The organism is Fictibacillus phosphorivorans (assembly GCF_023715845.1).
In the GTDB taxonomy this organism is placed as follows: Bacteria; Bacillota; Bacilli; order Bacillales; family Fictibacillaceae; genus Fictibacillus; species Fictibacillus phosphorivorans_D.
Genome location: NZ_JAMBOR010000004.1, coordinates 104,914 through 127,981 on the forward strand (window position 1 = coordinate 104,914; position 23,068 = coordinate 127,981).

23 protein-coding genes and 1 other annotated feature (1 of these 24 cut by a window edge) are annotated in these 23,068 nt (G+C 38.4%); of the genes, 5 read left to right on the top strand and 18 right to left on the bottom strand.

Annotated elements, in window-relative coordinates; genetic code table 11:
• Window positions 1–188: 188 nt before the first annotated feature.
• Complete coding sequence (locus M3206_RS05075; protein WP_251311406.1) at window positions 189–503, top strand: hypothetical protein; 315 nt, start codon at window positions 189–191, stop codon at window positions 501–503.
• 61 nt (window positions 504–564) lie between these two features.
• On the opposite strand, the gene M3206_RS05080 is transcribed toward M3206_RS05075, so the two are convergent.
• The 8 genes from M3206_RS05080 to M3206_RS05115 all read right to left on the bottom strand — a co-directional run bounded on the left by M3206_RS05080 (window position 565) and on the right by M3206_RS05115 (window position 7,111).
• The gene (locus M3206_RS05080) at window positions 565–1,071 is read right to left on the bottom strand and encodes a MogA/MoaB family molybdenum cofactor biosynthesis protein (protein ID WP_251311407.1); all 507 of its coding nucleotides are present in this window, start codon (window positions 1,069–1,071) and stop codon (window positions 565–567) included.
• An 11-nt stretch (window positions 1,072–1,082) separates the two neighbouring features.
• Window positions 1,083–1,919 carry an EcsC family protein gene (locus M3206_RS05085; protein ID WP_251311408.1) on the bottom strand — a complete coding sequence of 279 codons (837 nt, stop codon included), beginning with the start codon at window positions 1,917–1,919 and terminating at the stop codon, window positions 1,083–1,085.
• A gap of 82 nt (window positions 1,920–2,001) precedes the next feature.
• On the bottom strand, window positions 2,002–2,667 hold the full coding sequence (locus tag M3206_RS05090) for a GNAT family N-acetyltransferase (protein WP_251311409.1): 666 nt from the start codon (window positions 2,665–2,667) through the stop codon (window positions 2,002–2,004).
• A 182-nt stretch (window positions 2,668–2,849) separates the two neighbouring features.
• Window positions 2,850–4,037 (bottom strand): acetate kinase, encoded by a 1,188-nt coding sequence (locus M3206_RS05095; protein ID WP_251311410.1) that lies wholly within the window; start codon window positions 4,035–4,037, stop codon window positions 2,850–2,852.
• 205 nt (window positions 4,038–4,242) lie between these two features.
• A complete protein-coding gene (locus M3206_RS05100; RefSeq protein ID WP_251311411.1) occupies window positions 4,243–5,241 on the bottom strand; it encodes a class I SAM-dependent methyltransferase in 999 nt (332 codons plus the stop codon).
• Between the two features lie 155 nt (window positions 5,242–5,396).
• Entirely contained in the window at window positions 5,397–5,897 is a 501-nt protein-coding gene (gene tpx, locus M3206_RS05105; RefSeq protein WP_251311513.1) for a thiol peroxidase, read from the bottom strand.
• Window positions 5,898–5,981: 84 nt separating this feature from the next.
• Complete coding sequence (gene ytfJ, locus M3206_RS05110; RefSeq protein ID WP_251311412.1) at window positions 5,982–6,437, bottom strand: GerW family sporulation protein; 456 nt, start codon at window positions 6,435–6,437, stop codon at window positions 5,982–5,984.
• 2 nt (window positions 6,438–6,439) lie between these two features.
• A complete protein-coding gene (locus M3206_RS05115; protein WP_251311413.1) occupies window positions 6,440–7,111 on the bottom strand; it encodes a DUF2953 domain-containing protein in 672 nt (223 codons plus the stop codon).
• Between the two features lie 117 nt (window positions 7,112–7,228).
• Here M3206_RS05115 and M3206_RS05120 point away from each other — a divergent pair, with 117 nt between their 5' ends.
• Window positions 7,229–8,026: an NAD kinase gene (locus tag M3206_RS05120; RefSeq protein ID WP_251311414.1), complete on the top strand. Its 798-nt coding sequence runs from the start codon at window positions 7,229–7,231 to the stop codon at window positions 8,024–8,026.
• Window positions 8,027–8,153: 127 nt separating this feature from the next.
• On the opposite strand, the gene M3206_RS05125 is transcribed toward M3206_RS05120, so the two are convergent.
• From M3206_RS05125 to ezrA, 6 genes are all read right to left on the bottom strand, one after another.
• A complete protein-coding gene (locus tag M3206_RS05125) occupies window positions 8,154–9,737 on the bottom strand; it encodes an amidohydrolase (RefSeq protein WP_251311415.1) in 1,584 nt (527 codons plus the stop codon).
• A gap of 81 nt (window positions 9,738–9,818) precedes the next feature.
• Window positions 9,819–11,393 (bottom strand): acyl-CoA synthetase MbcS, encoded by a 1,575-nt coding sequence (gene mbcS / locus M3206_RS05130; protein WP_251311416.1) that lies wholly within the window; start codon window positions 11,391–11,393, stop codon window positions 9,819–9,821.
• A gap of 145 nt (window positions 11,394–11,538) precedes the next feature.
• Window positions 11,539–11,727, bottom strand: coding sequence for an alpha/beta-type small acid-soluble spore protein (locus M3206_RS05135; protein WP_251311417.1), 189 nt, complete (start codon window positions 11,725–11,727; stop codon window positions 11,539–11,541).
• 208 nt (window positions 11,728–11,935) lie between these two features.
• Window positions 11,936–13,147 carry a tRNA uracil 4-sulfurtransferase ThiI gene (thiI, locus tag M3206_RS05140; protein WP_251311418.1) on the bottom strand — a complete coding sequence of 404 codons (1,212 nt, stop codon included), beginning with the start codon at window positions 13,145–13,147 and terminating at the stop codon, window positions 11,936–11,938.
• Window positions 13,148–13,152: 5 nt separating this feature from the next.
• A complete protein-coding gene (locus tag M3206_RS05145) occupies window positions 13,153–14,295 on the bottom strand; it encodes a cysteine desulfurase family protein (protein WP_251311419.1) in 1,143 nt (380 codons plus the stop codon).
• A 169-nt stretch (window positions 14,296–14,464) separates the two neighbouring features.
• Window positions 14,465–16,156, bottom strand: coding sequence for a septation ring formation regulator EzrA (ezrA, locus tag M3206_RS05150; protein ID WP_251311420.1), 1,692 nt, complete (start codon window positions 16,154–16,156; stop codon window positions 14,465–14,467).
• A 214-nt stretch (window positions 16,157–16,370) separates the two neighbouring features.
• Between ezrA and hisJ the strand changes: the two genes are divergently transcribed.
• Complete coding sequence (hisJ, locus tag M3206_RS05155) at window positions 16,371–17,204, top strand: histidinol-phosphatase HisJ (protein WP_251311421.1); 834 nt, start codon at window positions 16,371–16,373, stop codon at window positions 17,202–17,204.
• On the opposite strand, the gene refZ is transcribed toward hisJ, so the two are convergent.
• Window positions 17,169–17,855 (bottom strand): forespore capture DNA-binding protein RefZ, encoded by a 687-nt coding sequence (refZ, locus tag M3206_RS05160; RefSeq protein WP_251311422.1) that lies wholly within the window; start codon window positions 17,853–17,855, stop codon window positions 17,169–17,171. The two genes, hisJ and refZ, sit on opposite strands and share 36 nt — an antisense overlap.
• Window positions 17,856–18,006: 151 nt before the next feature.
• Here refZ and M3206_RS05165 point away from each other — a divergent pair, with 151 nt between their 5' ends.
• On the top strand, window positions 18,007–18,492 hold the full coding sequence (locus tag M3206_RS05165; RefSeq protein ID WP_251311423.1) for a GAF domain-containing protein: 486 nt from the start codon (window positions 18,007–18,009) through the stop codon (window positions 18,490–18,492).
• Window positions 18,493–18,530: 38 nt separating this feature from the next.
• Here M3206_RS05165 and megL read toward each other — a convergent pair whose 3' ends face one another.
• Window positions 18,531–19,709, bottom strand: a complete 1,179-nt coding sequence (gene megL / locus M3206_RS05170; RefSeq protein WP_251311424.1) for a methionine gamma-lyase — start codon at window positions 19,707–19,709, stop codon at window positions 18,531–18,533.
• A gap of 342 nt (window positions 19,710–20,051) precedes the next feature.
• Here megL and rpsD point away from each other — a divergent pair, with 342 nt between their 5' ends.
• Entirely contained in the window at window positions 20,052–20,654 is a 603-nt protein-coding gene (rpsD, locus tag M3206_RS05175) for a 30S ribosomal protein S4 (protein WP_251311425.1), read from the top strand.
• Between the two features lie 115 nt (window positions 20,655–20,769).
• Here rpsD and M3206_RS05180 read toward each other — a convergent pair whose 3' ends face one another.
• Together M3206_RS05180 and tyrS are read right to left on the bottom strand one after the other, a co-directional pair.
• Complete coding sequence (locus tag M3206_RS05180) at window positions 20,770–21,672, bottom strand: aldo/keto reductase (RefSeq protein WP_251311426.1); 903 nt, start codon at window positions 21,670–21,672, stop codon at window positions 20,770–20,772.
• A gap of 64 nt (window positions 21,673–21,736) precedes the next feature.
• Window positions 21,737–22,996: a tyrosine--tRNA ligase gene (tyrS, locus tag M3206_RS05185; RefSeq protein ID WP_251311427.1), complete on the bottom strand. Its 1,260-nt coding sequence runs from the start codon at window positions 22,994–22,996 to the stop codon at window positions 21,737–21,739.
• A 53-nt stretch (window positions 22,997–23,049) separates the two neighbouring features.
• Window positions 23,050–23,068: a binding site (T-box leader), on the bottom strand (it continues 206 nt past the right edge of the window).

Below are 23,068 nucleotides of genomic sequence, written 5' to 3' on the forward strand. Positions count from 1 at the left end.
AGATGTATATTTTATTTATTTTTATACATAATCATTTATAAAAATACCATTTAGGATAATTCATACTATAACAAAAATAGAGAAGAAAATGCAAGGTTATTCTTAAATTTGTATAAAAATAATATCTATATTTATTCTGGCTTAAGAAGAGCGCCTTTTGTACAATGGTAGTAAGAGGTGATGATCGGATGCAGAACCATTTTATTTGGGATGAGAAGCTCGGAATATCAGTTCCTCAATTGCATAAAGCATGGGAAACGTATGATAAAACGGAACAAGCAGCCATACTGTTGCAATGGGAAAAGATCAGAGGCACAATACCAGACCGAATCAAAGAAATTGAAATAGAAATCAATCAACTTCAAGACCGGTTATCAGCAGAAGAAAACTTTGAGTTATCCTGTGAATACAACGAAAAAATTGCAAGCATGGCTTCAATCATTAATGATCTATGGCTATGGTATAGATTGAACCAGCAAGTAACATCGAAAATGCATGGATAAAATATAAAAAGAGGATGCATATACATCCCCTTTTATGTAAGTACCACCTTAATATAAATGTCTATTTATACAGCTGTTGTATGATATGTGTGAGTTCCGGTAAAATTAATTTTTCCATTCCAAGTTTTACAGCACCTGATGAACCCGGTAATGCGAAAATGACGGTTTTACCCCTTACACCTGCAACTGCTCGGCTGAGCATCGCAGCCGATCCTATGTCTTCTCTATAACTTAACATACGAAACAGCTCCCCGAATCCGGTAATTTCCTTTTCAAATAACGTCGATAAAGCTTCTATTGTAACATCCCTCTGAGCAATTCCTGTTCCTCCGTTAAAGATAACAGCATCCATCTCATCATTGATTAAAGCCATTCGAGCTGCTTCCAGAATGTGTTTCTCGTCATCCTTTACAATTTTATAATCACGAATGTCGTGATTATGTTCAGTTAAGAGTGACCGGATAAGCTTGCCGCTTTTGTCTGTATCTTCATTTCTAGTATCACTTACAGTTACAATCATGCACCTTGCTTTTTCAGGTGCGAGCGCCTTATGTTCTTGTATACTCATAAATTAAACACCTATCCATAATATTTTTCATTCAGGTATCTCTTTTGATAAAACTTGTGAGCAATTTCCGTTATTTTTCTCGATTGCTGGTAGTTCATTATAGCTCCTAACGCCATTCCGAAAATCGGAAGACCTTGAGTCAGTTTTTTTCTGAGGAGTAAGATCGCCATCATCTTAACGATCTGTTGGATCGGATGAGACATCCAAGAGATATCCGCAATAACATCTTTTCCTGAATAGAAAATAGGATCTTCTTCTTCACGCAGCTCCTCCATTAGTTCATCCCATTTTTCTAGTTGGTACCGCTTCGGCATCGTAGCGGCGTGATACACCTTTAATGAACGCATCATTTCTGATGGCCTTTGAATATCATAACCATAGTGCATGGCAATAGACTGAACGGAGCGGATACCGAGAACTACCATTGCAGGAAAGTCAGTTCCTAAAAAAAGCAACCCTCCCGTTCCAGCGAGTCCTCCCTGGGAAAAGGATAAGATTCTATTTCGTGCAATTTGTTGCTCGGCCATATAGGATAGCTGATCGATCGAACATTTCTTCAAGTCTTCAATTTCAAAAATATCATCTCGAAAGACCCTCGCTTCAGAAAGGAGTCTTTGCTTCATATCCAGCTGAAATTGAGAGTTTTGTATAAGAGCATGAATATGGAAAAGTACAGAGTCTACATATTCACCGATCGTTTCCTGCATCTCTTCAGGCAAAAGATCCATCTGTCTTTGAGCCCATTTTTCATATGTACGTCCAAAATCGGTGGGTTCGTAAGTAAAATAATGCTCTTCCCAGCTTTTTATTTCTTGCCATAATTGTTCTTCGCGTTCTGTTAATGGCATGCCCGCTCCTCCTTTAACCTTTTTTATTAGTTTATAATAACAACCTCCTGAAGTAAAAAATCTGAAGGAATACTTTTAACATTCAAGATTTAAAAGGGTTCTTCCATTCCATCAAGAGTCCATAGTGATGTGATTCTTCATCTTCTAAATAACCAGGCACTAATACAAGAGGTGTTCTTCCGCAGCGTAATAGAAAGGATATAACTTGATCATGAATATTACCATCTACTACTTTTTCAATATATTGCTCTGGTGTCATCTCACTTGCATATTTATGATAACCCGGCATCCTTCCCCCGCCTAACAACCGGTCAAGACCTAGATGGATGACAGTCTCATACATTGATTGCATAAGGAGTTTCCCTAGTTCAAGTTTTCTAAAAGAAGGCCGAATGCATATATCCACGATATAAAGAGTATCCCCCTTATTATTATGTGTTCGAATATAACCACGATCTGTAATCTCTTCCCAAGTGTGCTTAGGAGATTCAGAGTCAAAATCTACTAGCAGCCCGGTAATGGATCCAGCTAGAACCCCATCGATTTCTACACATAATGCTCCTTCTGGAAAAAGAGTGATGTGATGATTAAGCTGTTCTTCCTTCCACCAAAGGTCTGATGGAAATGGTGGCGGAAAACTCTCCTTTTGGATTTGAATGAGCTCATTGAAATCTTGTTTCACATAGTTTCGGACAATTGCTTTAACCTTTTTTTCTTTCTTATAAAAGTATTGTTCCTTTTTATACATGAATAGATCTCTCTCCCTTTCAATTCGAGCATCTCAAATAAAGGCACCTATAAGGATATACACGATGGTGGCCTGTTTTCCTTCAATAAATTTAAAAAGATATTTTGGTGTACTTCATGTTTTATTAAGAACAAAAAACCTTTCATCATGGTCGTAACCACGATGAAAGGTTTTTAAATTTATTATACAGCGAAGCGCATAGTGTCTCTAGCGATCATAACTTCTTCGTTTGTAGGGATAACGATTACTTTTACAGGTGAATGCGGATAGCTGATAAATGCTTCTTTCCCGCGGACTTGATTTAGAGCAGGGTCCCAATATACACCCATGAATTCTAATCCACGCAGCACACGTTCACGAACGGATGTACTGTTTTCTCCGATTCCAGCTGTAAAGATAATCGCATCGATTCCTGCCATTCTTGCAGCGTAAGAACCGATGTATTTGTGGATACGGCTTGCAAATACTTCTAAAGCAAGCTCTGCACGTTCATTTCCTTCTTCTGCTTTACTCTCGATATCACGAAGGTCAGAAGAGAAACCAGAAACGCCAAGCATACCACTCTTATTATTTAGTACATTTAGTACTTCTTCAGCACTTTGTCCTGTTTTTTGCATGATATAAGGAATCAAGGATGGATCAATGTTTCCAGAACGAGTTCCCATCGTTACACCAGCTAGAGGAGTGAACCCCATAGATGTATCGATTGATTTCCCGCCTTCAATGGCAGCAATACTTGCTCCGTTACCAAGATGACAAGAAAGAAGACGAAGCTGTTCAACCGGACGTCCAAGAAGTTCAGCAGCTCTTTCAGAAACGTACTTATGGCTTGTACCATGGAATCCATATTTACGGATTCCGTATTTTTCATAATACTCATACGGTAGACTGTACAAGAATGATTTTTCTGGCATGGACTGGTGGAAAGCCGTATCAAATACTGCAACAGCTGGTACATTCGGCAATACTTTTTTAAATGCTTTAATTCCTACAACGTTCGCAGGGTTATGAAGCGGAGCAAGATATGAAATCTCTTCAATTTCTTTTAACACTTCATCTGTAATCAATACAGAATCATTAAACTTTTCTCCACCGTGTACAACGCGGTGGCCGATTCCTTCAATCTCTTCAAGAGAAGAAATAATATTATGGTTGATTAGTTTATCTAAAAGCATAGATACAGCTTCAGCATGGTCTTGAATATCTTTTATTTCTTTTATTTTTTCACCATCCACTTCGATTGTGAAAACAGAATCGTTCAAACCGATACGTTCAACAAGTCCTTTTGTTAAAACTTCTTCTTCCGGCATTTGCAGAAGTTGAAACTTTAAGGACGAACTTCCGGCATTGATCGCAATAATTTTAGCCAAAATAGCCATCTCCTTCATAATCAATGAAAAAGAAGAGCGCTCTGGTGCACACTTCTAACTCATACTTATAATAATCCTTCCTTATTTAAACATTGACCTTCTTTATAATCAAGGATGTTAAACGCTTACACACTATATTCATGCAATTCAGATTTGAATGCGTTTGCAGATTCATTAAAAAAACAGCATAGGTTATCCCACGCTGTTATTTTTCACGTTCCCATTCTGTTTTAAACCACTCATTTATTTGTTCCATCACTTTTGCAAGTCCTGTTTTATTTGAAAAGGAAGGAAGCTGAGCCAGCATAGCTTGTTTAGGTTTAATAGCTCCTTCACCGTTTTTCTGAAGAATAAGGATACTTTTTTCATGAACCTTTGATTTAAACAGTGATTCAGGAAGTTGAAACAATCCTAAAACCGTTACGGTGTCTTTCATCCAGTTCTTGAGTAAATCAGCTTGTTCACTTTCAAATAGATTGTTCGGAACGATATAGACCCCAATCCCCGTATCCTTAAGGTGATTCACGGATTGCTCCATGATAAGATGGTGTGCGAATGTGTGGCCGTCCTTCTCACCGACTTTAAATCCTTTAGCCGTCTCGTCATCAGGGTAGTACCCTACCGGAAGATCAGCTACAACCACATCTACAGGATCAGCATAAAGAGGTTTAATCACATCTTGATGGAAGAGCTCTACGCTATGTTTTTGAATATTTGCATTAACCCAAGCTAAACGCAATAGTGTTTCATCAACTTCAACACCAAACACATCACATTGTTTTTCTTTAAGCTGGTTTAATACAGCAGTTAAAAGGTTGCCAGAACCTGTTACAGGATCTAAGAGCGTAATTTGTTCCGCTTTTTTAATAAATTTTTGTACAAGATATCCCGTGAATAAAGCAACAGCATCGGGAGTCATCGCATGATGTGGCTGAACCGCTTCTTTCATTCCTTTTAAAACAGCCAGCTGAAATGCCTTTCGCAATTCTTCCTTGCCAAATTCAGTGAGGTTCACTTTTTTGTATTCTTCTGTTAAATCATTGATCAGCTCTTTTGGATATTCTTTAGGAATCTCTTGAAAGAAAAGATTTTCCCCTGTTTCAACAAGAGCATCTAGATAAGTAAGTTCAAGTTTGTCCTTAATCTTAGTTGTTGAGTTGTCCATTACGATAAACATTTTTTCTACATCTTTAAAAGTACTCATTACCGGTCCTCCTATGTTTGCACAGGAAACATTTTAACAAATGAAGTGCATGATACACAATCTATAGGTTTAGAGACTGTAATCGAAAGCGATATATACATTCCCTGACAAAAAAACCTCCGGCACAAACGGTGCACCGGAGATGACTGACTTGTTTATTTTGCAGCTTTAGCCGCTTCAATAGCAGCTTCATAATTCGGATGACTTGTTACTTCATCTACATATTCAACATATGTAACCTTGTCCGAGCTATCTATAACGAATACTGATCGTGCAAGAAGACGAAGCTCTTCAATCGCAACCCCATAAGCTTTTCCAAACGAAAGATCACGGTGATCAGATAATGTTTGGACATTTTCAATTCCTGCTGCAGCACACCATCTTTTCTGTGCAAAAGGCAAATCTACAGAGATTGTTAATACTTTAACATTATCAAGTTTTGATGCTTCTTCATTAAAACGGCGTACTTCTGCGTCACAGACACCTGTGTCAACGGAAGGGACCGCTGCAATTAGTCTTACACTGCCTTTTGAATCTGCTAAAGTAACTTCTGACAAGTCATTTGCCAAAACTTTAAAATCTGGAGCTTGATCCCCTTCTTTTACCTGAGTTCCTAATAAAGTGACTGGTTTATCTTTAAATGTTACGCTCATGATCGATAACTCCTCCTTTAAATTATGTACTTCCCTATTTATCTTAAATCATCACAGAAGAAAAAGCTAACAAGACGTTAGCTTTGTTTAAAACTCATTTGTTTGTGTGTTTGTAGAACTCTGCTGCTTATTTTTATTCATTAAATGTTGCAGTTTATCAATCACACCAGGAGCTAAATCTAAAATTCTTTCGTATAGATGCGTGCTGTTGTCCAAGTGGATAGTCTTTATTCCTGTATTGCTTACTACTAGGAATGCGATTGGAGTGATTGAAACTCCTCCACCACTTCCTCCACCAAACGGCATTTCTTTTGCACCGTCCGAAGAACCTTGTTGAGAACCTTGTGAAGATTGTTTAGATTCTTGCTTATTACCGAATTCACTTCCTCCAGCCGCAAATCCAAACCCCACTTTCGAAACAGTAAGGATGACACTGCCGTCAGGAGTTTCGACGGGATCACCGATGATTGTATTAACATCAATCATTTCTTTAAGATTTTCCATAGCGGTTTTCATTAAACCCTGGATTGGATGTTCACTCATTCTTACACTCCTCCAGTCATATATTCAGAATTCACATGAGATGAACGTCTTGAATGACGCCAAGACTTTAATATTTTTAACATAACGACAATAGCATGCCCGATTTTAAAAGAAAGCATACAAGAAAGCCTTGTTTCACTATGCATCCCTTGAAAAACGGGAGCTACAGAAATGGATGGGTTTCCTTTCAAACGAAAAAAGGTATTGATTAATTGCAAGACAACTCCTTTGATTCCCCATACTGTACCAGCAGCAACCGCTGATGATGAGGCTTCGCCGAGACCGATGGCACTATGCCATTCAAACTGTGAGATTTTTATCTTTTTTAAGAATCCCGCAAGTATAAGATATAGCTGATGAACATGTTTGAATATCTCCTTGAACGTTTCATATTGTTGTTTTAATTTTTTGAAGGTAATCTTCTTTTTCTTTTCTTTATTCTTTCCAATCGTCTTTTTCTCTTCTTCTCTTACTTTGAATGAATGGTCTTCTGCATCAATTTGGACAAGCGGTATATGCAATTTGTATTTAATAATTCGATACATACGTATCGTGATCTGTATATCATTGTTATCGTTACGATGGACTAAATGAAGTGTGATATTCAGCGTTGAGAACATCAAAATAATAAATATGAATAATAAAATGCCTAAAATAATCAAGATCCATTCCATATAAGCTCTTCCCTTCTGTTTTTTCATTATAGGCAAGTGACTTTTAATCTAAACGTGTCACGAATGTTTGATACAATGGAATAGGAATCTGGACAATAGTTAAAGGAGGAATGGAGAATGCCAGAAAGAAATAACATATTCTTTTACTATAAAAGAGAAGAGTCCATTCTCAAAAAAGTGGAAAATTTGAAGTCGTTAGCGGTAAGAGAAGGATTTAACGTTGTGGAAGATGAAAAAGAAGCCAATATTATTGCAAGTTTAGGTGGAGACGGTTCATTCTTGCAAGCGGTACGAAAAACCGGGTTTAGGGAAGATTGTTTATACGTTGGTGTAAGTACATTGGATTCAGAATTTTATTGTGATTTTCATATTGACGATGAAGTAGGCATGATAGAAGCCATGAAGAATGAACAGATTGAAGTTCGCAGATATCCGGCACTTTCCGTAACAATCGATGGACAAGGATCTTTCTACTGCTTGAATGAATGTTCACTTCGATCCTCTATTATTCGAACACTCGAAATCGATGTTTTTATTGATGATCTTTATTTCGAAACTTTCCGTGGAGACGGTTTGATCATTTCCACTCCTACAGGTAGTACGGCGTATAATAAATCAGTAAACGGAGCTGTCGTTGATCCTATGCTGCCTTGTTATCAGATCAGCGAGCTCGCTTCTTTAAACAATAATAATTATCGTACTCTCGGTTCATCATTTATTTTGAGTGATAACCGAAAAATGACTTTAAAGATTAAACACCACAACAGCCATTACCCGATTATCGGAATGGATAACGAAGCAATGAGTATAAAACATTGTGACAGCCTTAGTTTTGAACTGACAGAGAAAAGAATCAAAACGGTTAAACTAAAAGATAATTCCTTCTGGCATAAAGTGAAAAGAAGCTTTTTGTAGGGTACTAAACGCATTAGTTACAGTAAAAAAGCAGGTTCCTCGACGGGAACCTGCTTTTTTCAATGGAAGACTATTTTGGTATTCATATGTCGTTTATGAAAGTGATTGATTAAGGTTGTATTTTCGGCTATTTGCTGAATGCGATCTCTCCGTCTACCACCGTGTACATTACATCTGCATTTAAGATATCATCTACAGGCACCGTAAACAGGTCTCGGTCATAAACCGTAAAATCTGCGGCATATCCTGCTTTAATATATCCTCTTTGATGTTCTTGACTGATAGCTGCCGCACTCCCATATGTGTAAAGACCAATCGCTTCATGCCTAGTAAGCTTTTGTTCCGGAACATATCCTTCATGATCTTCACCAGGTTTTCTTCGGGAAACAGCTGCATGAATACCTAGCAATGGATCAACGGGTTCTATTGGAGCATCTGATCCTCCCGCACATACAATTCCTTCATCCAATAATGTTCTAAAAGCATAAGCATATGGAATTCGTTCTGTACCAAGACGTTCGATCAGCCATGGAAAATCGGAGGCCACAAAACCTGGCTGTACATCTAAACTTACAGACATGTTTTTCATCTCTTCGATTAAATGCTCGGAGACTAATCCTGCGTGGATTAAGCGGTCTCTGCCATCAAGAGGCGGACATTTCTTTATGGCTTCGATTGTTTTCAGTAAAGCCATATCACCAATTGTATGAACCGCAATATTCATGTTTTCTTTCCGTGCCTTTTGAATCAGGTTTAATAGTGCATCATCTTCATGAATGTAAACACCTGAGGTTTCGGGAGCATCATTATAAGGATGAGAAAGCCATGCTGTTCGTCCTCCAAATGCTCCATCCCCAAATATTTTCATAGCACCATACTCTACATGTGGCAGCTGATAATCTTTTTTGACCTTCTTAAAATCATCAAGCGCTTCATGATGAACAAGTAGATGAGCCTTAAATCTTGTCCCATGCTCTGCAAAGACGTTTTTGTAAGCTTTTAGTGGTCGTTCCACATATCCATAATAACTAAGATCCTCCGTATGACCTCCAGTTAAACCTAACGAGAGCAGATTCTCGACCGAGGTTTTTAATGCTTTGTTCAAATACTCCTGGGAAACTTCTGGCACTACTTTTTTTACGAGCTCAGCCGCACTGTCATGCAATAAACCAGTCGGTTCGCCGTCCGCATCCCTCTTTATTATGCCGCCTGCTGGGTCAGGTGTTTCACTTGTAATACCTGCGAGTTCAAGAGCTTTTGAATTCGCTAAGAAGGCATGCCTGCATACTCTTGATAATAAAACGGGCCGTCCCTCTGCAATGGCATCCAATTCGAGCTTGTGAAATATTTTCCGATCAATAAAATTGTTCTCGTTCCATCCCTCGCCAAGCAGCCATTCATCTTTTTCTAACGTCTGAGCTTTTTCTTTAAGCGCTTTCTCCATTTCTTCTGCAGAAGTCATCTTCGATAGGTCTAATCTAATCAGCTTTTCACCATGGCCGATAAGATGGAGATGACTGTCTACAAAACCCGGAAACATCACATTTCCTTCTAAATCAACAGTATTGGTGATCCCTCTGCTATATAAGACTTGAAGCTCATTTTTTGTTCCTGTTTGTACAATTTTCCCTCCTTCTACATATACCGCATCACATTGATCACCTTCACTGGCCATCGTGTATATCGTTCCGTTGTGAAACAAAGTACCCACTATACTCCCACCTTTGTACATTTACATTCCTATAATAACGTTCACAATAAAAAGCAGACAAGAGTCTGCTTTTCATAAAGCTTATCTCATTTTCGATGCTTCTAATTGACGAAGCTCAATACGCCGAATCTTTCCTGAAGTCGTTTTTGGAAGATCGCTCACATACTCAATTAAGCGTGGATATTTATATGGTGCTGTCAGTTTTTTTACATGTTCCTGCAATTCTGGTGTTAGAGCTTCCTTACTCGCAGATTCATCTCTTAATACTACAAATGCTTTTACAATGTGTCCTCTTACTTCATCAGGACTTGCTACAACAGCACACTCTTTAACTGCTGGATGTTTGACAAGGGCATCCTCTACTTCAAACGGGCCGATCGTATACCCTGATGAAATGATGATGTCATCTCCTCTTCCTTCGAACCAAAAATACCCATCTTCATCTTTTTTTGCTTTATCTCCTGTAACGTAATAATCTCCTCTAAACGCCATTAACGTTCGATCTTGATCTTTGTAATACTCTTTAAAAAGGGCTGGACAATTTTTGTGGACGGCAATATCTCCTACTTCACCAGCCTTTACTGGAACACCATTTTCATCAATGATTTCTACATCGTTTCCTGGTGTTGGTTTTCCCATAGAACCAGGTTTGATTTCCATCCCTTCCATAGTACCAACCAGTAAAGTATTTTCCGTTTGGCCATATCCATCACGGACTTTAACCTGAAAGTGCTTATCGAATGTATCCATTACTTCTCTGTTTAAAGGTTCACCTGCGGATACAGCACTTCTTAACTGCGGTAAACGATACTGTTCCAGATTGTCTACTTTCGCCATTAATCGGTATTCCGTCGGGGTACAGCATAATACAGAAACCTGTTCATTCTGTAACAGCGTTAAATATTTTTGAGGATCAAATTTACCTTGATACACAAATCCTGTGGCACCAGTACCCAAAGTGGATAAGAATGGACTCCAGATCCATTTTTGCCATCCAGGTCCTGCGGTTGCCCACACTTTATCACTTTCAAAAATATTTAACCAGTTTTTAGCTGCTGTTCGGATATGTGCATATGCCCATCCATGTGTATGAACTACTCCTTTAGGTTGTCCGGTTGTTCCTGATGTATAGGATAGGAATGCCATATCATCTTTTGAAGTTTCAGGTGACTTAAAAGTAACACTTACATTCTCTGTGATCGCCTGTAAACTTAACCAATTTTCGGTGTCACCATTGGCACTTATCTTATATGTAAGAGTTGGAAGAGAATCTTTTATCTCATCTACCTGATCAGTAAAATGATGATCAGCAATGATGGCTTTCGCTTCACTATGCTGAACCCGATAGCTCAGATCTTTTGCTCTAAGCATCTCAGAACACGGGATAACGGTGATCCCTGCTTTTAAGCATGCGATATATACAGCATAAGTTTCGATTAACCGCGGCATGATAACGAGGACTCGATCCCCCTTAACTAAACCCAATTCCTCAAGTGAATTTGCAATTTGGTTTGATCGCTCCATTAATTTTTTATAAGTGATGGTGTGTCTTTCATTATCTTCATTCATCCAGATTAAAGCTGATCTTTCCGGGTTCTCTGCATATTTTTCAATCTCTTCTGTTAAATTATAGATACTTGGAGCTGTTAAATTCATTTCAACATCCACCCTTTCGTATACCCTCTTTGGTTGACTACACTTAACATTATAATATATTTTAGAAAATTTTTAAAATTTGGTCAGTAGATGAAGACAAACCAAAAAGGAGCGGGAATTACCCGCTCCATTAGCCATTTACTATTTATTTTTGGAATCCACCTAGAGCTTGAGCTACTAGACGCTTAGTGATTTCTCCACCTACAGATCCGTTAGCACGAGAAGTTGAATCTGGTCCAAGGTTTACACCGAATTCAGAAGCGATTTCATATTTCATTTGGTCAACAGCTTGTTGTGCACCTGGCACTACTAATTGGTTGCTTTGGTTTGCCATTTTGTTTCACCTCCTTTGTACTAATAATGTGTGAAGAAATGACCGTTTCAATTCTTGGAAATTGTTGTGAGTATTGCCATTTCACAAGGTTTTGTCCCTTTTCGTAGAAGTTATTTTTAACGTTTTTTCTTGAAGCAATTCGTGATCTCTCTGTATAAAAAAAAGCTCTATATAAAAAAGCCTGCACAATCAACTGTGCAGGCCTTTATTAGAACAGATCTTCAAACGATTCTTCCGTTGTCTTGCCTTCTTCAAGGATGATGGTTTCCACATTTTGAACGGCTTCTTCAACTAGTTCTTCAAGATTTTCAATATTTTTTTCAAACCAAATCGCTTTATCGCGTTTTGGCTTTGTTTTAGGAGCAGACGGTAAGAAGATCGTACAACAATCTTCATATGGGCGGATTGAGATATCATAAGTCCCTATTTTATGGGAGATATTCATGATTTCTTGTTTGTCCATTGTGATCACAGGGCGCAGGATCGGCATGTTTGTTACTTCGTTAATCGCATACATGCTGTGCATCGTTTGACTTGCAACCTGTCCCAGATTCTCCCCGTTTGCGATTGCCATGGCATGGTTATTTTCAGCAAGCTTTTCTGTTATTCTCAACATGACACGTCTCATGATCGTCATGCTATAGCTTGCAGGAATTTTGTCTTTAATCGTTTGCTGAATCGTTGTAAAAGGAACGATATGAAGCTTAATCTTTCCTCCGCTGTAACGTGTCAACTCTTGAGTTAGATCTACCACTTTTTGTTTAGCACGTTCGCTTGTAAATGGAGGACTGTGAAAATGAACACCTTCTATACGTACACCGCGCTTCATGGTTAGATAGCCTGCCACAGGACTGTCTATCCCGCCAGAAAGCATGAGCATTGCTTTCCCGCCAACTCCTATCGGCAATCCGCCAGCGCCCTCATAAGTCTGGCAGCTTATATAAGTCCCTGTATCTTTAACTTCTACTTTTACGTTTACATCAGGATGATGAACATCAACGGTAAGACCATCGGTATGCTTTAACAGATAGCCCCCTACTTCTTGGTTAAGCTGCATCGAGTTTACGGGAAATGACTTTAATGAACGCTTTCCTGTTACTTTAAAAGTTCCTTTTTCCACCATTGCTTCTTTAAGAGCACGTAAAGCTGCTTTTTGGATCTCTTCTATATCATTTTCAGCTCGAAGTGCTAGGCTTATGGAATGAATACCAAAGATGTCCTGAAGTGCTTTTATAATCGGCTCATGTGGCTCACCGTTTAATTCAACAACGATTCGGTCAAATAATTTTGCTATTTTCAGCTTGTCGTATTGGCGCAGCTTTCTTTTTACAGTAATAAATAATTGAGATTCGAAGTGTCTTCTGTTTTTCCCTTTTAGAGATAATTCTCCATAACGTACAACTAAATGATCATTAAGCATCTATATTACCTCATTACCTTTTTAATATTTGAAATCTCTTCTTCTAATACGTTTAGCGTTGTTTTGGCCTCATCTACTGTGTTGTCATACGATGTACTAATCCGTATAGCTGTAGAGGCACGTTTTTCTCCATGGCCCATCTCCAGCAGTACCCTGCTAGCTCCTCCTTGTTTAGAAGAACATGCCGATCGTGTAGAAACGTATATATCTCTTTTATCCAGCGAGTGTATAAGTACTTCTGGCTTAATGCCTTCAACGGAAAAATTAATTATATGAGGAGCTGAATGTTTCTCTGGTGTATTGAGTGTTACACCCTCTATTTTTTTCAAGCCTTCAAAAAATGTTTGCTTTACTTCTAATAACTTTTCTTTTTTTGTGCGCATCGCATCCATCGTTAAACGTAAAGCTTTTGCCATTGAAGCAATTCCAGCTACGTTCTCCGTTCCAGCGCGCTTCCGATGTTCTTGTTCCCCGCCAGTAAATAGTGCAGACAGTGTTACACCATTTTTTACATATAGCAAACCGGTTCCTTTCAAACCGTGTACCTTATGTGCAGAGATGGTACAAAGGTCGATTCCCCATTCTTTCAACGGAAGTGGTACCTTCGCAATTCCTTGCACATTATCGACATGAAAAAAAATCTTTTTATGTTCCTTTACTACTTCACCAATTTCTTTTATGGGCTGAATCGTTCCAGTCTCATTATTGACATGAAGCATCGAAACCAATATCGTTTCTGGGCGTATTGCCTTTTTTAAGTCTTCTATTGAAACCAAACCTGCTTCATCTACTGGCAAATAGGTTATGTCGAAGCCTTGTGTTTCTAAGTATTGAAAAGATTCATAAGAGGATGGATGTTCTACTGCTGTAGTAATGACATGTTTTCCACGGTTTTGATGCTGAAAAGCTATCCCTTTTATCGCAATATTGTTTCCTTCCGTACCACCTGAGGTGAAAACAATTTCAGAGGGATCTACATCTAATAAACCAGCGATAGATTTTCTCGCAGCTGTAAGCAGATTCTCCGCTTCTCCTCCTTTTGAATGAAGAGAAGATGGATTAGCAAAATATTTTTGGGAAACCGTAATAAACGTATCAAGCACTTCCTTATATGGCTTTGTTGTAGCACTATTATCAAAATAAATCATTGTTCCAATCCTCCAATAAAAAACATACCGTCCCTAAATCATTACAATATCATAACATAATTCAAATTCCGTGGCATCTATACAAGTCTAATCAATAGTCTTTGCAAGAAGGTAAAATTCACTCTTTACCCACAGTAAAAAAACTGCAGGAAAATGATCCTGACAGTTCTTATACATGAGATTTCATATTGATTTCCATTTCTTTTAGTATACCCGGCTGAACACTTTCGATCGCAGAAGCAGCAATCTGAAGTGCGTCATCATACTGATAATTTCTGAATGCAATTTCAGCCTCAATCAGTCTGATCGAAACGGATTGATAGGAACTTCTAAATCGGTTTCCATATTGAATCAGCTTTTCTGCAAGAAAGGCATTCTCGATCATTTGAGAGGTTTCTTCATATCCTTCGTTTACAGCCTCATGAGCCTTATTAAGTACATAAGAGACATCCGACATTTCTAAAGGTTTTTCATCTAACTTTTTCGAGACTTCGATGATGTATTCTTCTGCTTTTCCAATCGTAATTAAATAATGTTCTGGAAGACCAGGAAGATTGCTTTTTTGAACCATTCTTCTTGCTTCTAAAAGCTTTCTTCTTAATTCTTTCAGGCTCTGCTTTGTCTCTAATTCATCTTTTCTAAGATTATGAAGCATCTCTTCATACACTTTTTGAGAACGTTGCAGTTCTTCCATTTGTTTGCGCATCTCTTCCATCATTTCACGTATAACTGAAAATGACTCTCTTTTCTCATCTATGGATTCTTCAATAATCATGAATCGACTATGCAGCTTGTGGAAAAGCTTTTCAATTTTCTTTTGCATGTCCGCTTCATTCTGTTCGATCAAGTATGTGGAGGACACAATTTCTGTTTCCGCTTTAAGATTTTGAATGCGTTCCTCCAGGTCTTGTATATTATTCGAAAATACCTCTAGTTCTTTCAAAACAAACTGTTTTGAATGTACTTCATTTTCAAGCATTTCATATAGCTGATCCATTTTGTGTGTCAGCTCATCCATATCCTTTTGAGCAGACTCGAGCTCCAATTCAAACACTTTATTCAGAGCCGTTTCATTTAATTCTTTTAAAGAGGCAATCTCTTTTTCAATCCCTATGTGATGCAGTACATACCCTTGTTGTTCCATTTCAACAAAACCTGCACTAAGTTCTTTTAAAGATACGGGGATATCTGATTGCAAAGCAACAAGTAACTCTGGCACCCCTTGCATCTTGGTCTTGCACTCCGAAATTCGGTTTAAACTTTCAACAAGTTTTTGTCTCGCTTCAAGATGACTGCCTTGTACAGTAAGTGATTCAAACTGTTCAAACAATGATTTGATTTCATCTAGTTCTTTATCAAAATACGTGGCAGTTTGTCCAAGCGAACGAATATGTGTTAAATAGTACTTTTTTGTTTCCTGAAGTTTTTCTTTTGCTTCAACGATTTCTTCCCTGTTTAGTTCTTCACTCGTTACCAATTCATTGATTTCAGAAGTTATTTCTTTCATTCTGTTATCCATGCTGTCAAGTAGGTTATTTACTTTGGTCAAAATGGTGCGAGCTTTCTTAAAACGGTATTTGTCCGTATACTCTTCTGCATCAAAAAGATCTTCTTCGAGATTTGGAAGGTGTGTCGTAACCATCTCATCCCATTCCTGACGCCACATTTCAAATTTTTCTTCCGTTTCTCCAATCATCGCCAGTCCCTTTACTTTTGAAATCTCTTCCGTTAAAGGACGGTTCATAATTTGCATTTTCCATGCTTCCAAGCGGTCGATTTCTTTATATATTCTTCGGCGTGACATGGTACCATAAAGGATTAATGCTAGGAATGTTACTATGGCAATGACTATGTATATCATTGGAGGCACCCCTTCTACTGTTCTATTTCTTACATTCTCGGTATTATGTATTAATAATTTCTTTTTTCATAAGAATCGTTTTTCTATTTATAAAATTGAAGTTTAATGCTTTTATGATAACATGTAAACACACATTTGACGTAAAAAAAATTGCATAATCTGATAATTTTTTTCCAAATAAATGAATATATTGTCGAAAGGAGGAGGAAAAAGATTGTATTATGATGGACACGTTCATACGCCATTTTGTCCGCATGGATCTGATGACTCATTCGAAAAATATATTGAAAGAGCAATTGCTCTTGGAATAAAAGGTCTTTCCTTTACAGAACATGCCCCGTTGCCTAAAAACTTTGAAGATCCTGCTCCTGCTAAAGATAGCTCCATGCAGTATGCAGATCTGAATTCCTATTTCCAAAAGATTCGGGATGTAAAGAAGACGTATGAAAAATTCATTACGATTCAAACAGGCCTGGAAATTGATTTTATTGAAGGATATGAATGGGAGACGGAACAGTTGCTTCGCGAAGTAGGACCGGAGCTGGACGATGCGATACTTTCTGTGCACTTTTTAAATATCGAAGGAAAGTATTATTGCATGGATTATGATGAAAATGTTTTTGAAGAGATGATCAAAAGATCCGGAACTTTAGCTTCTGTTTATAAACAGTATTTCACTGCCGTTGAAAAATCGATTGATTATCCGTTTATAAACGTTCAGCCGCTACGAATCGGTCATATTACGCTAGCGAAAAAGTTTCAGAAGCTTTTCTCTGCAGATTTTAGTATCGAAGAGGATATAGATCATATTCTTCATAAGATTTCACAACGTGGAATGTCTTTAGACTATAACAGCGCCGGAGTGGTTAAACCTTATTGTGGTGAGCCCTATCCTCCAAGCTGGATTATTAAAGAAGCACAAAAAAGAAAAATCCCTCTCGTTTACGGGTCGGATGCCCATAGCGCTAAGGGACTCGGTCAAGGATTTGAACAGATTGAACCATATGCAAAATTAACTTCCCCACTTCTCTTGGATGGTGCCAAATAAGGGTGCTTGAACAGCAGAAAACAGGGGTTTCTTTCTTTCGTTTTGACAAACGCATTTATCAAACCAACTAATCATCCACTTTTTATACGGTTTAATAAAGGTCTCTGTTTCTGCCGAAATTTGATAAACTTCAGCTAAATACAAAGGATGTAAGAAAGGGAGCATCATCATATCTTTAAATTGAATCGTTAACAAATCTACGGGCTGTCTCCGGAACTCTTTTTTCTTCATACCTTTCTCAAACATCGTTTGCAAGAAATACTTTTCTTTTAAAAGGTATGTCGACATGAGCTCTCGAACCAGTGTGGAATCGAGCGTCATTTCCCGATAAACAAAACGGGCAAGTGGGAGATTCTTTTGCTGGTAAATCAATAGTGTCTCAACAAGTTCAATAAAACTGCCTTTAACCGATGAAGCGCTCGAAGTATGATAGACGATCTCAATTCTTCTGATATATCCTTCAAAAAATGAAGTAATCAGTTCTTCAAGCAATCCTTTTTTGCCGCCGAAGTGGTAGGAGATAAGCGCCAGGTTCACCCCTGCCTTTTTTGCGATCTGTCTTACTGTTGTTCCTTTAAATCCTTGGCTTGTAAAAAGATAAATGGCAGCTTCAGCAATTTTAAGCTTCGTTTCTGCTGGATCCCTCTTCATTTTTTTCACCTTCCTTCCATATAGTATAAAATTCTTGGATGGAAGACATAAACCTTTAATAATCGCTCGACAAATAAGGGCTTTAGGGTGTATAGTTCAACATAATTTGATAGGATAGAGTAAACAATTTATCAGGTTTGGAGGAATCGTGATGTTTTCCGTTCAACAATATAGTACAGACAGAAATAAAGCATATGACCTTTTATGCAAACAGTTATCTGCTCTTCTTGAAGGTGAAACAAATGCAACAGCAAATTTAGCTAATGCATCCGCTTTATTGAATCAATTCTTAGATCGAGTAAACTGGGTTGGTTTCTACACGTTCGAAGAAGAATCGGATCAGCTTGTTTTAGGACCTTTTCAAGGGCTTCCGGCTTGTGTAAGGATCCCTTTAGGAAGAGGAGTCTGCGGTACTTCTGCCCATAACCAAGAAACACTTGTCGTTAAAGATGTACACGAATTCCCTGGACACATCGCATGTGATGCGGCTTCTCAATCTGAAATTGTCGTTCCCCTTGTGAAAAACGGGAAACTTTTAGGCGTTTTAGATATCGACAGTCCTGAAAAAAATAGATTCGATGAAGTGGATCGAGAGAATTTAGAGAAATTCTCAAACATTCTGCTTCAATATCTTTAAACAAGAAAAGGAAGGGGCAGACTGATGTCTGCCCCTTCTTATAGGCTATCTAATGCCTTTTTCAGGTCTCCCCAGATATCTTCCCACGCTTCTAATCCAACGGATAAGCGAAGAAGTTGATCGGTAATCCCCATTTGCATTCTATTCTCTTCAGGTACTACTGCATGTGTCATGGTTGCTGGGTGTTGAATCAATGTTTCTGCATCACCAAGGCTAACAGCGATTTTTATTAACTTTAAGGCATTCATAAAAGATTGTGCAGCAGCTTTATCGCCCTTAATCTCAAAGCTGATCAGACCGCCTGTATCTTTCATCTGTCTATTCGCGAGTTCGTACTGAGCAAAATCAGGATCACCAGGGAAAAGAATTTTCTCAACAGCCGGATGCTCCTTAATCAATTCAGCAAGTTTTTTTGCGTTGTCACAATGACGGTCCATTCGAACAGGCAGCGTTTTTATACCTCGCAATAGTAGCCATGCATCAAAGGGAGACATGATACCCCCAATATCTTTTTGCGTGGTCATGGCAAGCTGGCTCATAAGTTCATTTGTTCCTACTGCCAACCCGCCAATAACATCACCATGGCCGCATAAATACTTCGTCGCGCTATGGATGACAACATCACAGCCTAATTCAAGCGGACGCTGTAAATATGGCGAAGAAAATGTATTGTCCACAACAACAGGTATTCTATACTCTTTTGCGACCCTAGCCACCATCTCTAAATCCACAAGCTTCATTGTTGGATTGATTGGAGATTCTATATAAATGACAGTTGTATGATCGGTAATAGCTGCTCGCAAAGAATCTTCGTTTTCCATGGAGTGAAAATCATGAGTGATATGATATTTTTCTTTCATTAACTGCAACAAACCAAACGTGCAGCCATACACGCCTTCTGAACAAAGGATATGATCACCCGTTCTCGTAAGTCCAAGTAAAATGGCTGAAACAGCAGCCATACCGGATCCAAAAGCAAGGCCTTTCTCCCCTTTTTCCATGGATGCTATGCGTTCTTCAAGCATCGCGACAGTAGGGTTGCTTAGCCTTGAATAAATGTACCCTTCTTGCTCACCTGCAAAGCGGCTCGCTCCTGTTTCAGCCGTATCAAAAACAAACGTAGACGTCTGAAATATGGGTGGAGACAAACTTCCGTTGTGTTGCAAAGCATTATAACCTTTATGAATAACTTCCGTTTCAAAGCGTTTTGTATCCATTTGACTTCTCCTTTTAGGAACGTTTTAAAATGTAAGCGCTTTCTTACTCATTATCATATATGATTTAAGACTTTTTTACAAATTGTCCTCTTTAATTTTTGTGATTATAAAAGCTTGGTTGACACAAGGGACAAAAAAAGGATATACTGTTCTTTGTGTAAAATAAGTAGCACTATGCCCATCAATAGTTATTATTTTGTACCTTGGTTTTATATCAGGGAACACCGTGTAGCTTCATGGCTGCTGGAGTGAAAGTGTTTTTTATACAAAATAAGCTCTTGAAAAGGTCATAGTCACTGTATTGTTTTAACACAAAACAAACAAGTGAAGGAGGAGTCATTCATGGCTCGTTATACAGGTTCAACATGGAAAGTTTCCCGTCGTCTTGGAATTTCTCTAAGCGGAACTGGAAAAGAATTATCTAAGCGTCCTTACGCTCCAGGACAACATGGTCCTACTCAACGTAAGAAAATCTCTGAATATGGTTTACAACTACAAGAGAAGCAAAAGCTTCGTTTTATGTATGGTGTAAATGAGCGTCAATTCCGCCGCATTTTCAATGATGCTGGTAAGATGCCTGGTATCCATGGTGAGAACTTCATGGCTCTATTAGAAGCTCGTTTAGACAACGTTGTTTACCGCCTTGGTCTTGCTCGCACTCGTCGTGCTGCTCGTCAATTAGTAAACCACGGTCACATCACAGTAAACGGAAAGCGTGTTGATATCGCTTCTTACCGTGTATCTGCTGGAGATGTAATCGGTGTTCGTGAAAAGTCACGCAACCTTACAGCTATTAAAGAAGCGATCGAAGTAAACAACTTCGTACCTGACTTCTTAACGTTTGACGAAAACAAATTGGAAGGTACTTTCACTCGCTTACCAGAGCGTTCTGAACTTCCAGCTGAGATCACAGAACAACTTATCGTTGAATACTACTCTCGTTAAGAGATTAAAAACCCTGATCCCCTTTATTGGTTTCAGGGTTTTTCTTTTTTAATGAACAGTTCCTTAATAAAAACCCTCTTAACTAACAATCAATAGTTAAGAGGGTTTAATTTTTTCAATCTACGTCTTTTCCCATGCACTCCTGAAGAATTTCAAACCATTGTTCACGAGTTAGCGTTATATTTGCAGCATTAATCGCTGATTGAATCCGATTCATTTTACCCGAGCCTACGATTGGCATTACTCCTGCCGGATGAGCCAAAAGCCATGCATAAGCTACTTCATCAATGGATGCTGTACCTATTTCTCCCGCTACTTTTTCAAGAACGTTTCTTGCTCTCAAGCTTTTTTCATCTTGTTCTTTAAAGAGCTTACCGCCAGCTAATGGGGACCAAGCCATTGGTTTAATGTATTCTTTTTGGAGATAATGTATCGTGCCGTCAAAGAATGGCTGTTCATGAAGCACGGATAATTCGATCTGGTTAGTTACTAAAGGACCGTTGAATTCTCGCTGCAGCATCTCCATCTGGCGCGGGGTAAAGTTAGAAACCCCAAAGTGTCTTACTTTTCCTTCTTCCTTTAATTGATGAAAAGCTTCAGCTGTTTCGTATGGATCCATAAAAGGATCTGGGCGGTGAATTAAAAGCACATCGATATAATCGGTATTCATCTTTTGCAAAGAATTTTCAGCCGAAGAGAGGATATGTTCTTTGCTTGTGTCATAGGACTTTATGTTATGTTGCGGTCTGTTTTCCGATACTAGTTTGATGCCACATTTTGTAACGATCTGCATCTCTTTTCTTAACGATGGTTTTAATGCAAGTGCTTGTCCGAAGATTTCTTCACACATATAGTTCCCATAAATATCTGCATGATCAAATGTCGTAATTCCTGCGTCGATACATTGCTCCATAAGATACAGTAATTCTTCTGATGATAGATTCCATTCAGCTAATCGCCAATGACCATGAATGATCTGTGAGAAAGAAAGATCTTCTTCCAGTTGAATTCTTTTCATAGCTGCACATCCTCTTTTGTATATAGAGAAGAACCCTAATGGATAAGGGTTCTTCCTATTAGTTTTAGTATCTGATTAATGTGTACTTCTTCTTCCCTCTTCTAATGATGACAAAACGATTTTCAATTCTGTCTTTCGCATCGATTGTGTAAGAGGTCTCTTGTACCTTTTCACCGTTTACAGAAATAGCACCGTTCGTTACGTCTTCTCTTGCTTGACGTTTAGATGGAGAAATTTTTGCTTCCACTAATAGATCTACGATATTCATATCATCCTGGTTCTCTACAGTAAACGATGGAACATCTTTAAATCCTTGTTCGATTTCACTTGCAGTGAGTTCACTAAGATTGCCGCTGAATAATGCTTCGGTAATTTTTACTGCTTGATGGTAAGCTTCTTCCCCATGTACAAGGATGGTTACTTCACGTGCCAATGCTTTTTGTGCTTCACGCTTTTCAGGAGCTTGAGCTAACGATTTTTCAAGTTCTGCAATTTGATCCTGAGATAAGAATGTAAAGTATTTCAGCCAGTTAATAACGTCAGCATCAGCAGCATTCACCCAGAATTGGTAGAACTCATAAGGTGTCGTTTTTTCAGCATCTAACCAAATTGTACCTGAAGCTGTTTTCCCAAACTTCGCACCATCGGCTTTCGTAATCAAAGGAATCGTTAGTCCATAAGCCTTTTCTTCTTCACCCGATTTTCTGATTAATTCCATTCCGGCAGTAATGTTCCCCCATTGGTCGCTTCCACCGATCTGCAGCTTAAGACCTTCTTTTTGGTAAAGGTTTAAGAAGTCATAGGATTGCAGGATCATGTATGAAAACTCCGTAAAGGAAATACCTCCCTCTAAACGTGAATCTACAGACTCTTTTGCAAGCATGTAGTTAATAGAAAAGTTCTTCCCTACATCTCGCAAGAATTCGATCATAGTCAATTCGCTAAGCCAATCATAGTTATTCACTGTTTTTGCGGGATTACCTTCTCTTTCGAAATCAAGAAGTCGAGAAAGCTGGTTTTTGATCTTTTCTGTCCATTGAACAACGATTTCAGCTTCGTTTAATGTTCGTTCTGTTTGTCTTCCACTTGGATCACCGATCAGCCCCGTTCCGCCGCCAACTAGAGCAAATGGCTGATGCCCCGCTTCTTGAAATCTTCTTAATGTAAGAATGGGCAGTAAGTTACCAATATGAAGACTATCCGCTGTAGGGTCAAACCCGCAGTAAAGTTTAACTTTCCCGCTCTCAAGTTCTTTTTCTAATCCTTCACGATCTGTAACCTGATTAAGCAGACCTCTAAATTCTAAGTCTTTTAAAATGTTCATCTTTTTCTTTCCTTTCTCTTTTTAATGGCAATAAAAAAAGTCCCTTTCAAATTGAAAGGGACGTGATTACAA

Bases quoted from the DNA above. Each gene is read 5' to 3' on its own strand.
- M3206_RS05085 (WP_251311408.1), bottom strand. From the start codon at position 1,919: ATGCCATTAACAGAACGCGAAGAACAATTATGGCAAGAAATAAAAAGC.
- M3206_RS05100 (WP_251311411.1), bottom strand. From the start codon at position 5,241: ATGAGTACTTTTAAAGATGTAGAAAAAATGTTTATCGTAATGGACAAC.
- M3206_RS05080 (WP_251311407.1), bottom strand. From the start codon at position 1,071: ATGAGTATACAAGAACATAAGGCGCTCGCACCTGAAAAAGCAAGGTGC.
- M3206_RS05075 (WP_251311406.1), top strand. From the start codon at position 189: ATGCAGAACCATTTTATTTGGGATGAGAAGCTCGGAATATCAGTTCCT.
- refZ (WP_251311422.1), bottom strand. From the start codon at position 17,855: ATGAAGAGGGATCCAGCAGAAACGAAGCTTAAAATTGCTGAAGCTGCC.
- M3206_RS05135 (WP_251311417.1), bottom strand. From the start codon at position 11,727: ATGGCAAACCAAAGCAACCAATTAGTAGTGCCAGGTGCACAACAAGCT.
- mbcS (WP_251311416.1), bottom strand. From the start codon at position 11,393: ATGAATTTAACAGCTCCAAGTATCTATAATTTAACAGAAGAGATTGAA.
- ytfJ (WP_251311412.1), bottom strand. From the start codon at position 6,437: ATGAGTGAACATCCAATCCAGGGTTTAATGAAAACCGCTATGGAAAAT.
- ezrA (WP_251311420.1), bottom strand. From the start codon at position 16,156: ATGATATACATAGTCATTGCCATAGTAACATTCCTAGCATTAATCCTT.
- thiI (WP_251311418.1), bottom strand. From the start codon at position 13,147: ATGCTTAATGATCATTTAGTTGTACGTTATGGAGAATTATCTCTAAAA.
- megL (WP_251311424.1), bottom strand. From the start codon at position 19,709: ATGGATACAAAACGCTTTGAAACGGAAGTTATTCATAAAGGTTATAAT.
- tyrS (WP_251311427.1), bottom strand. From the start codon at position 22,996: ATGAACATTTTAAAAGACTTAGAATTTAGAGGTCTGCTTAATCAGGTT.
- M3206_RS05165 (WP_251311423.1), top strand. From the start codon at position 18,007: ATGTTTTCCGTTCAACAATATAGTACAGACAGAAATAAAGCATATGAC.
- M3206_RS05145 (WP_251311419.1), bottom strand. From the start codon at position 14,295: ATGATTTATTTTGATAATAGTGCTACAACAAAGCCATATAAGGAAGTG.
- M3206_RS05090 (WP_251311409.1), bottom strand. From the start codon at position 2,667: ATGTATAAAAAGGAACAATACTTTTATAAGAAAGAAAAAAAGGTTAAA.
- M3206_RS05120 (WP_251311414.1), top strand. From the start codon at position 7,229: ATGCCAGAAAGAAATAACATATTCTTTTACTATAAAAGAGAAGAGTCC.
- rpsD (WP_251311425.1), top strand. From the start codon at position 20,052: ATGGCTCGTTATACAGGTTCAACATGGAAAGTTTCCCGTCGTCTTGGA.
- M3206_RS05180 (WP_251311426.1), bottom strand. From the start codon at position 21,672: ATGAAAAGAATTCAACTGGAAGAAGATCTTTCTTTCTCACAGATCATT.
- M3206_RS05115 (WP_251311413.1), bottom strand. From the start codon at position 7,111: ATGGAATGGATCTTGATTATTTTAGGCATTTTATTATTCATATTTATT.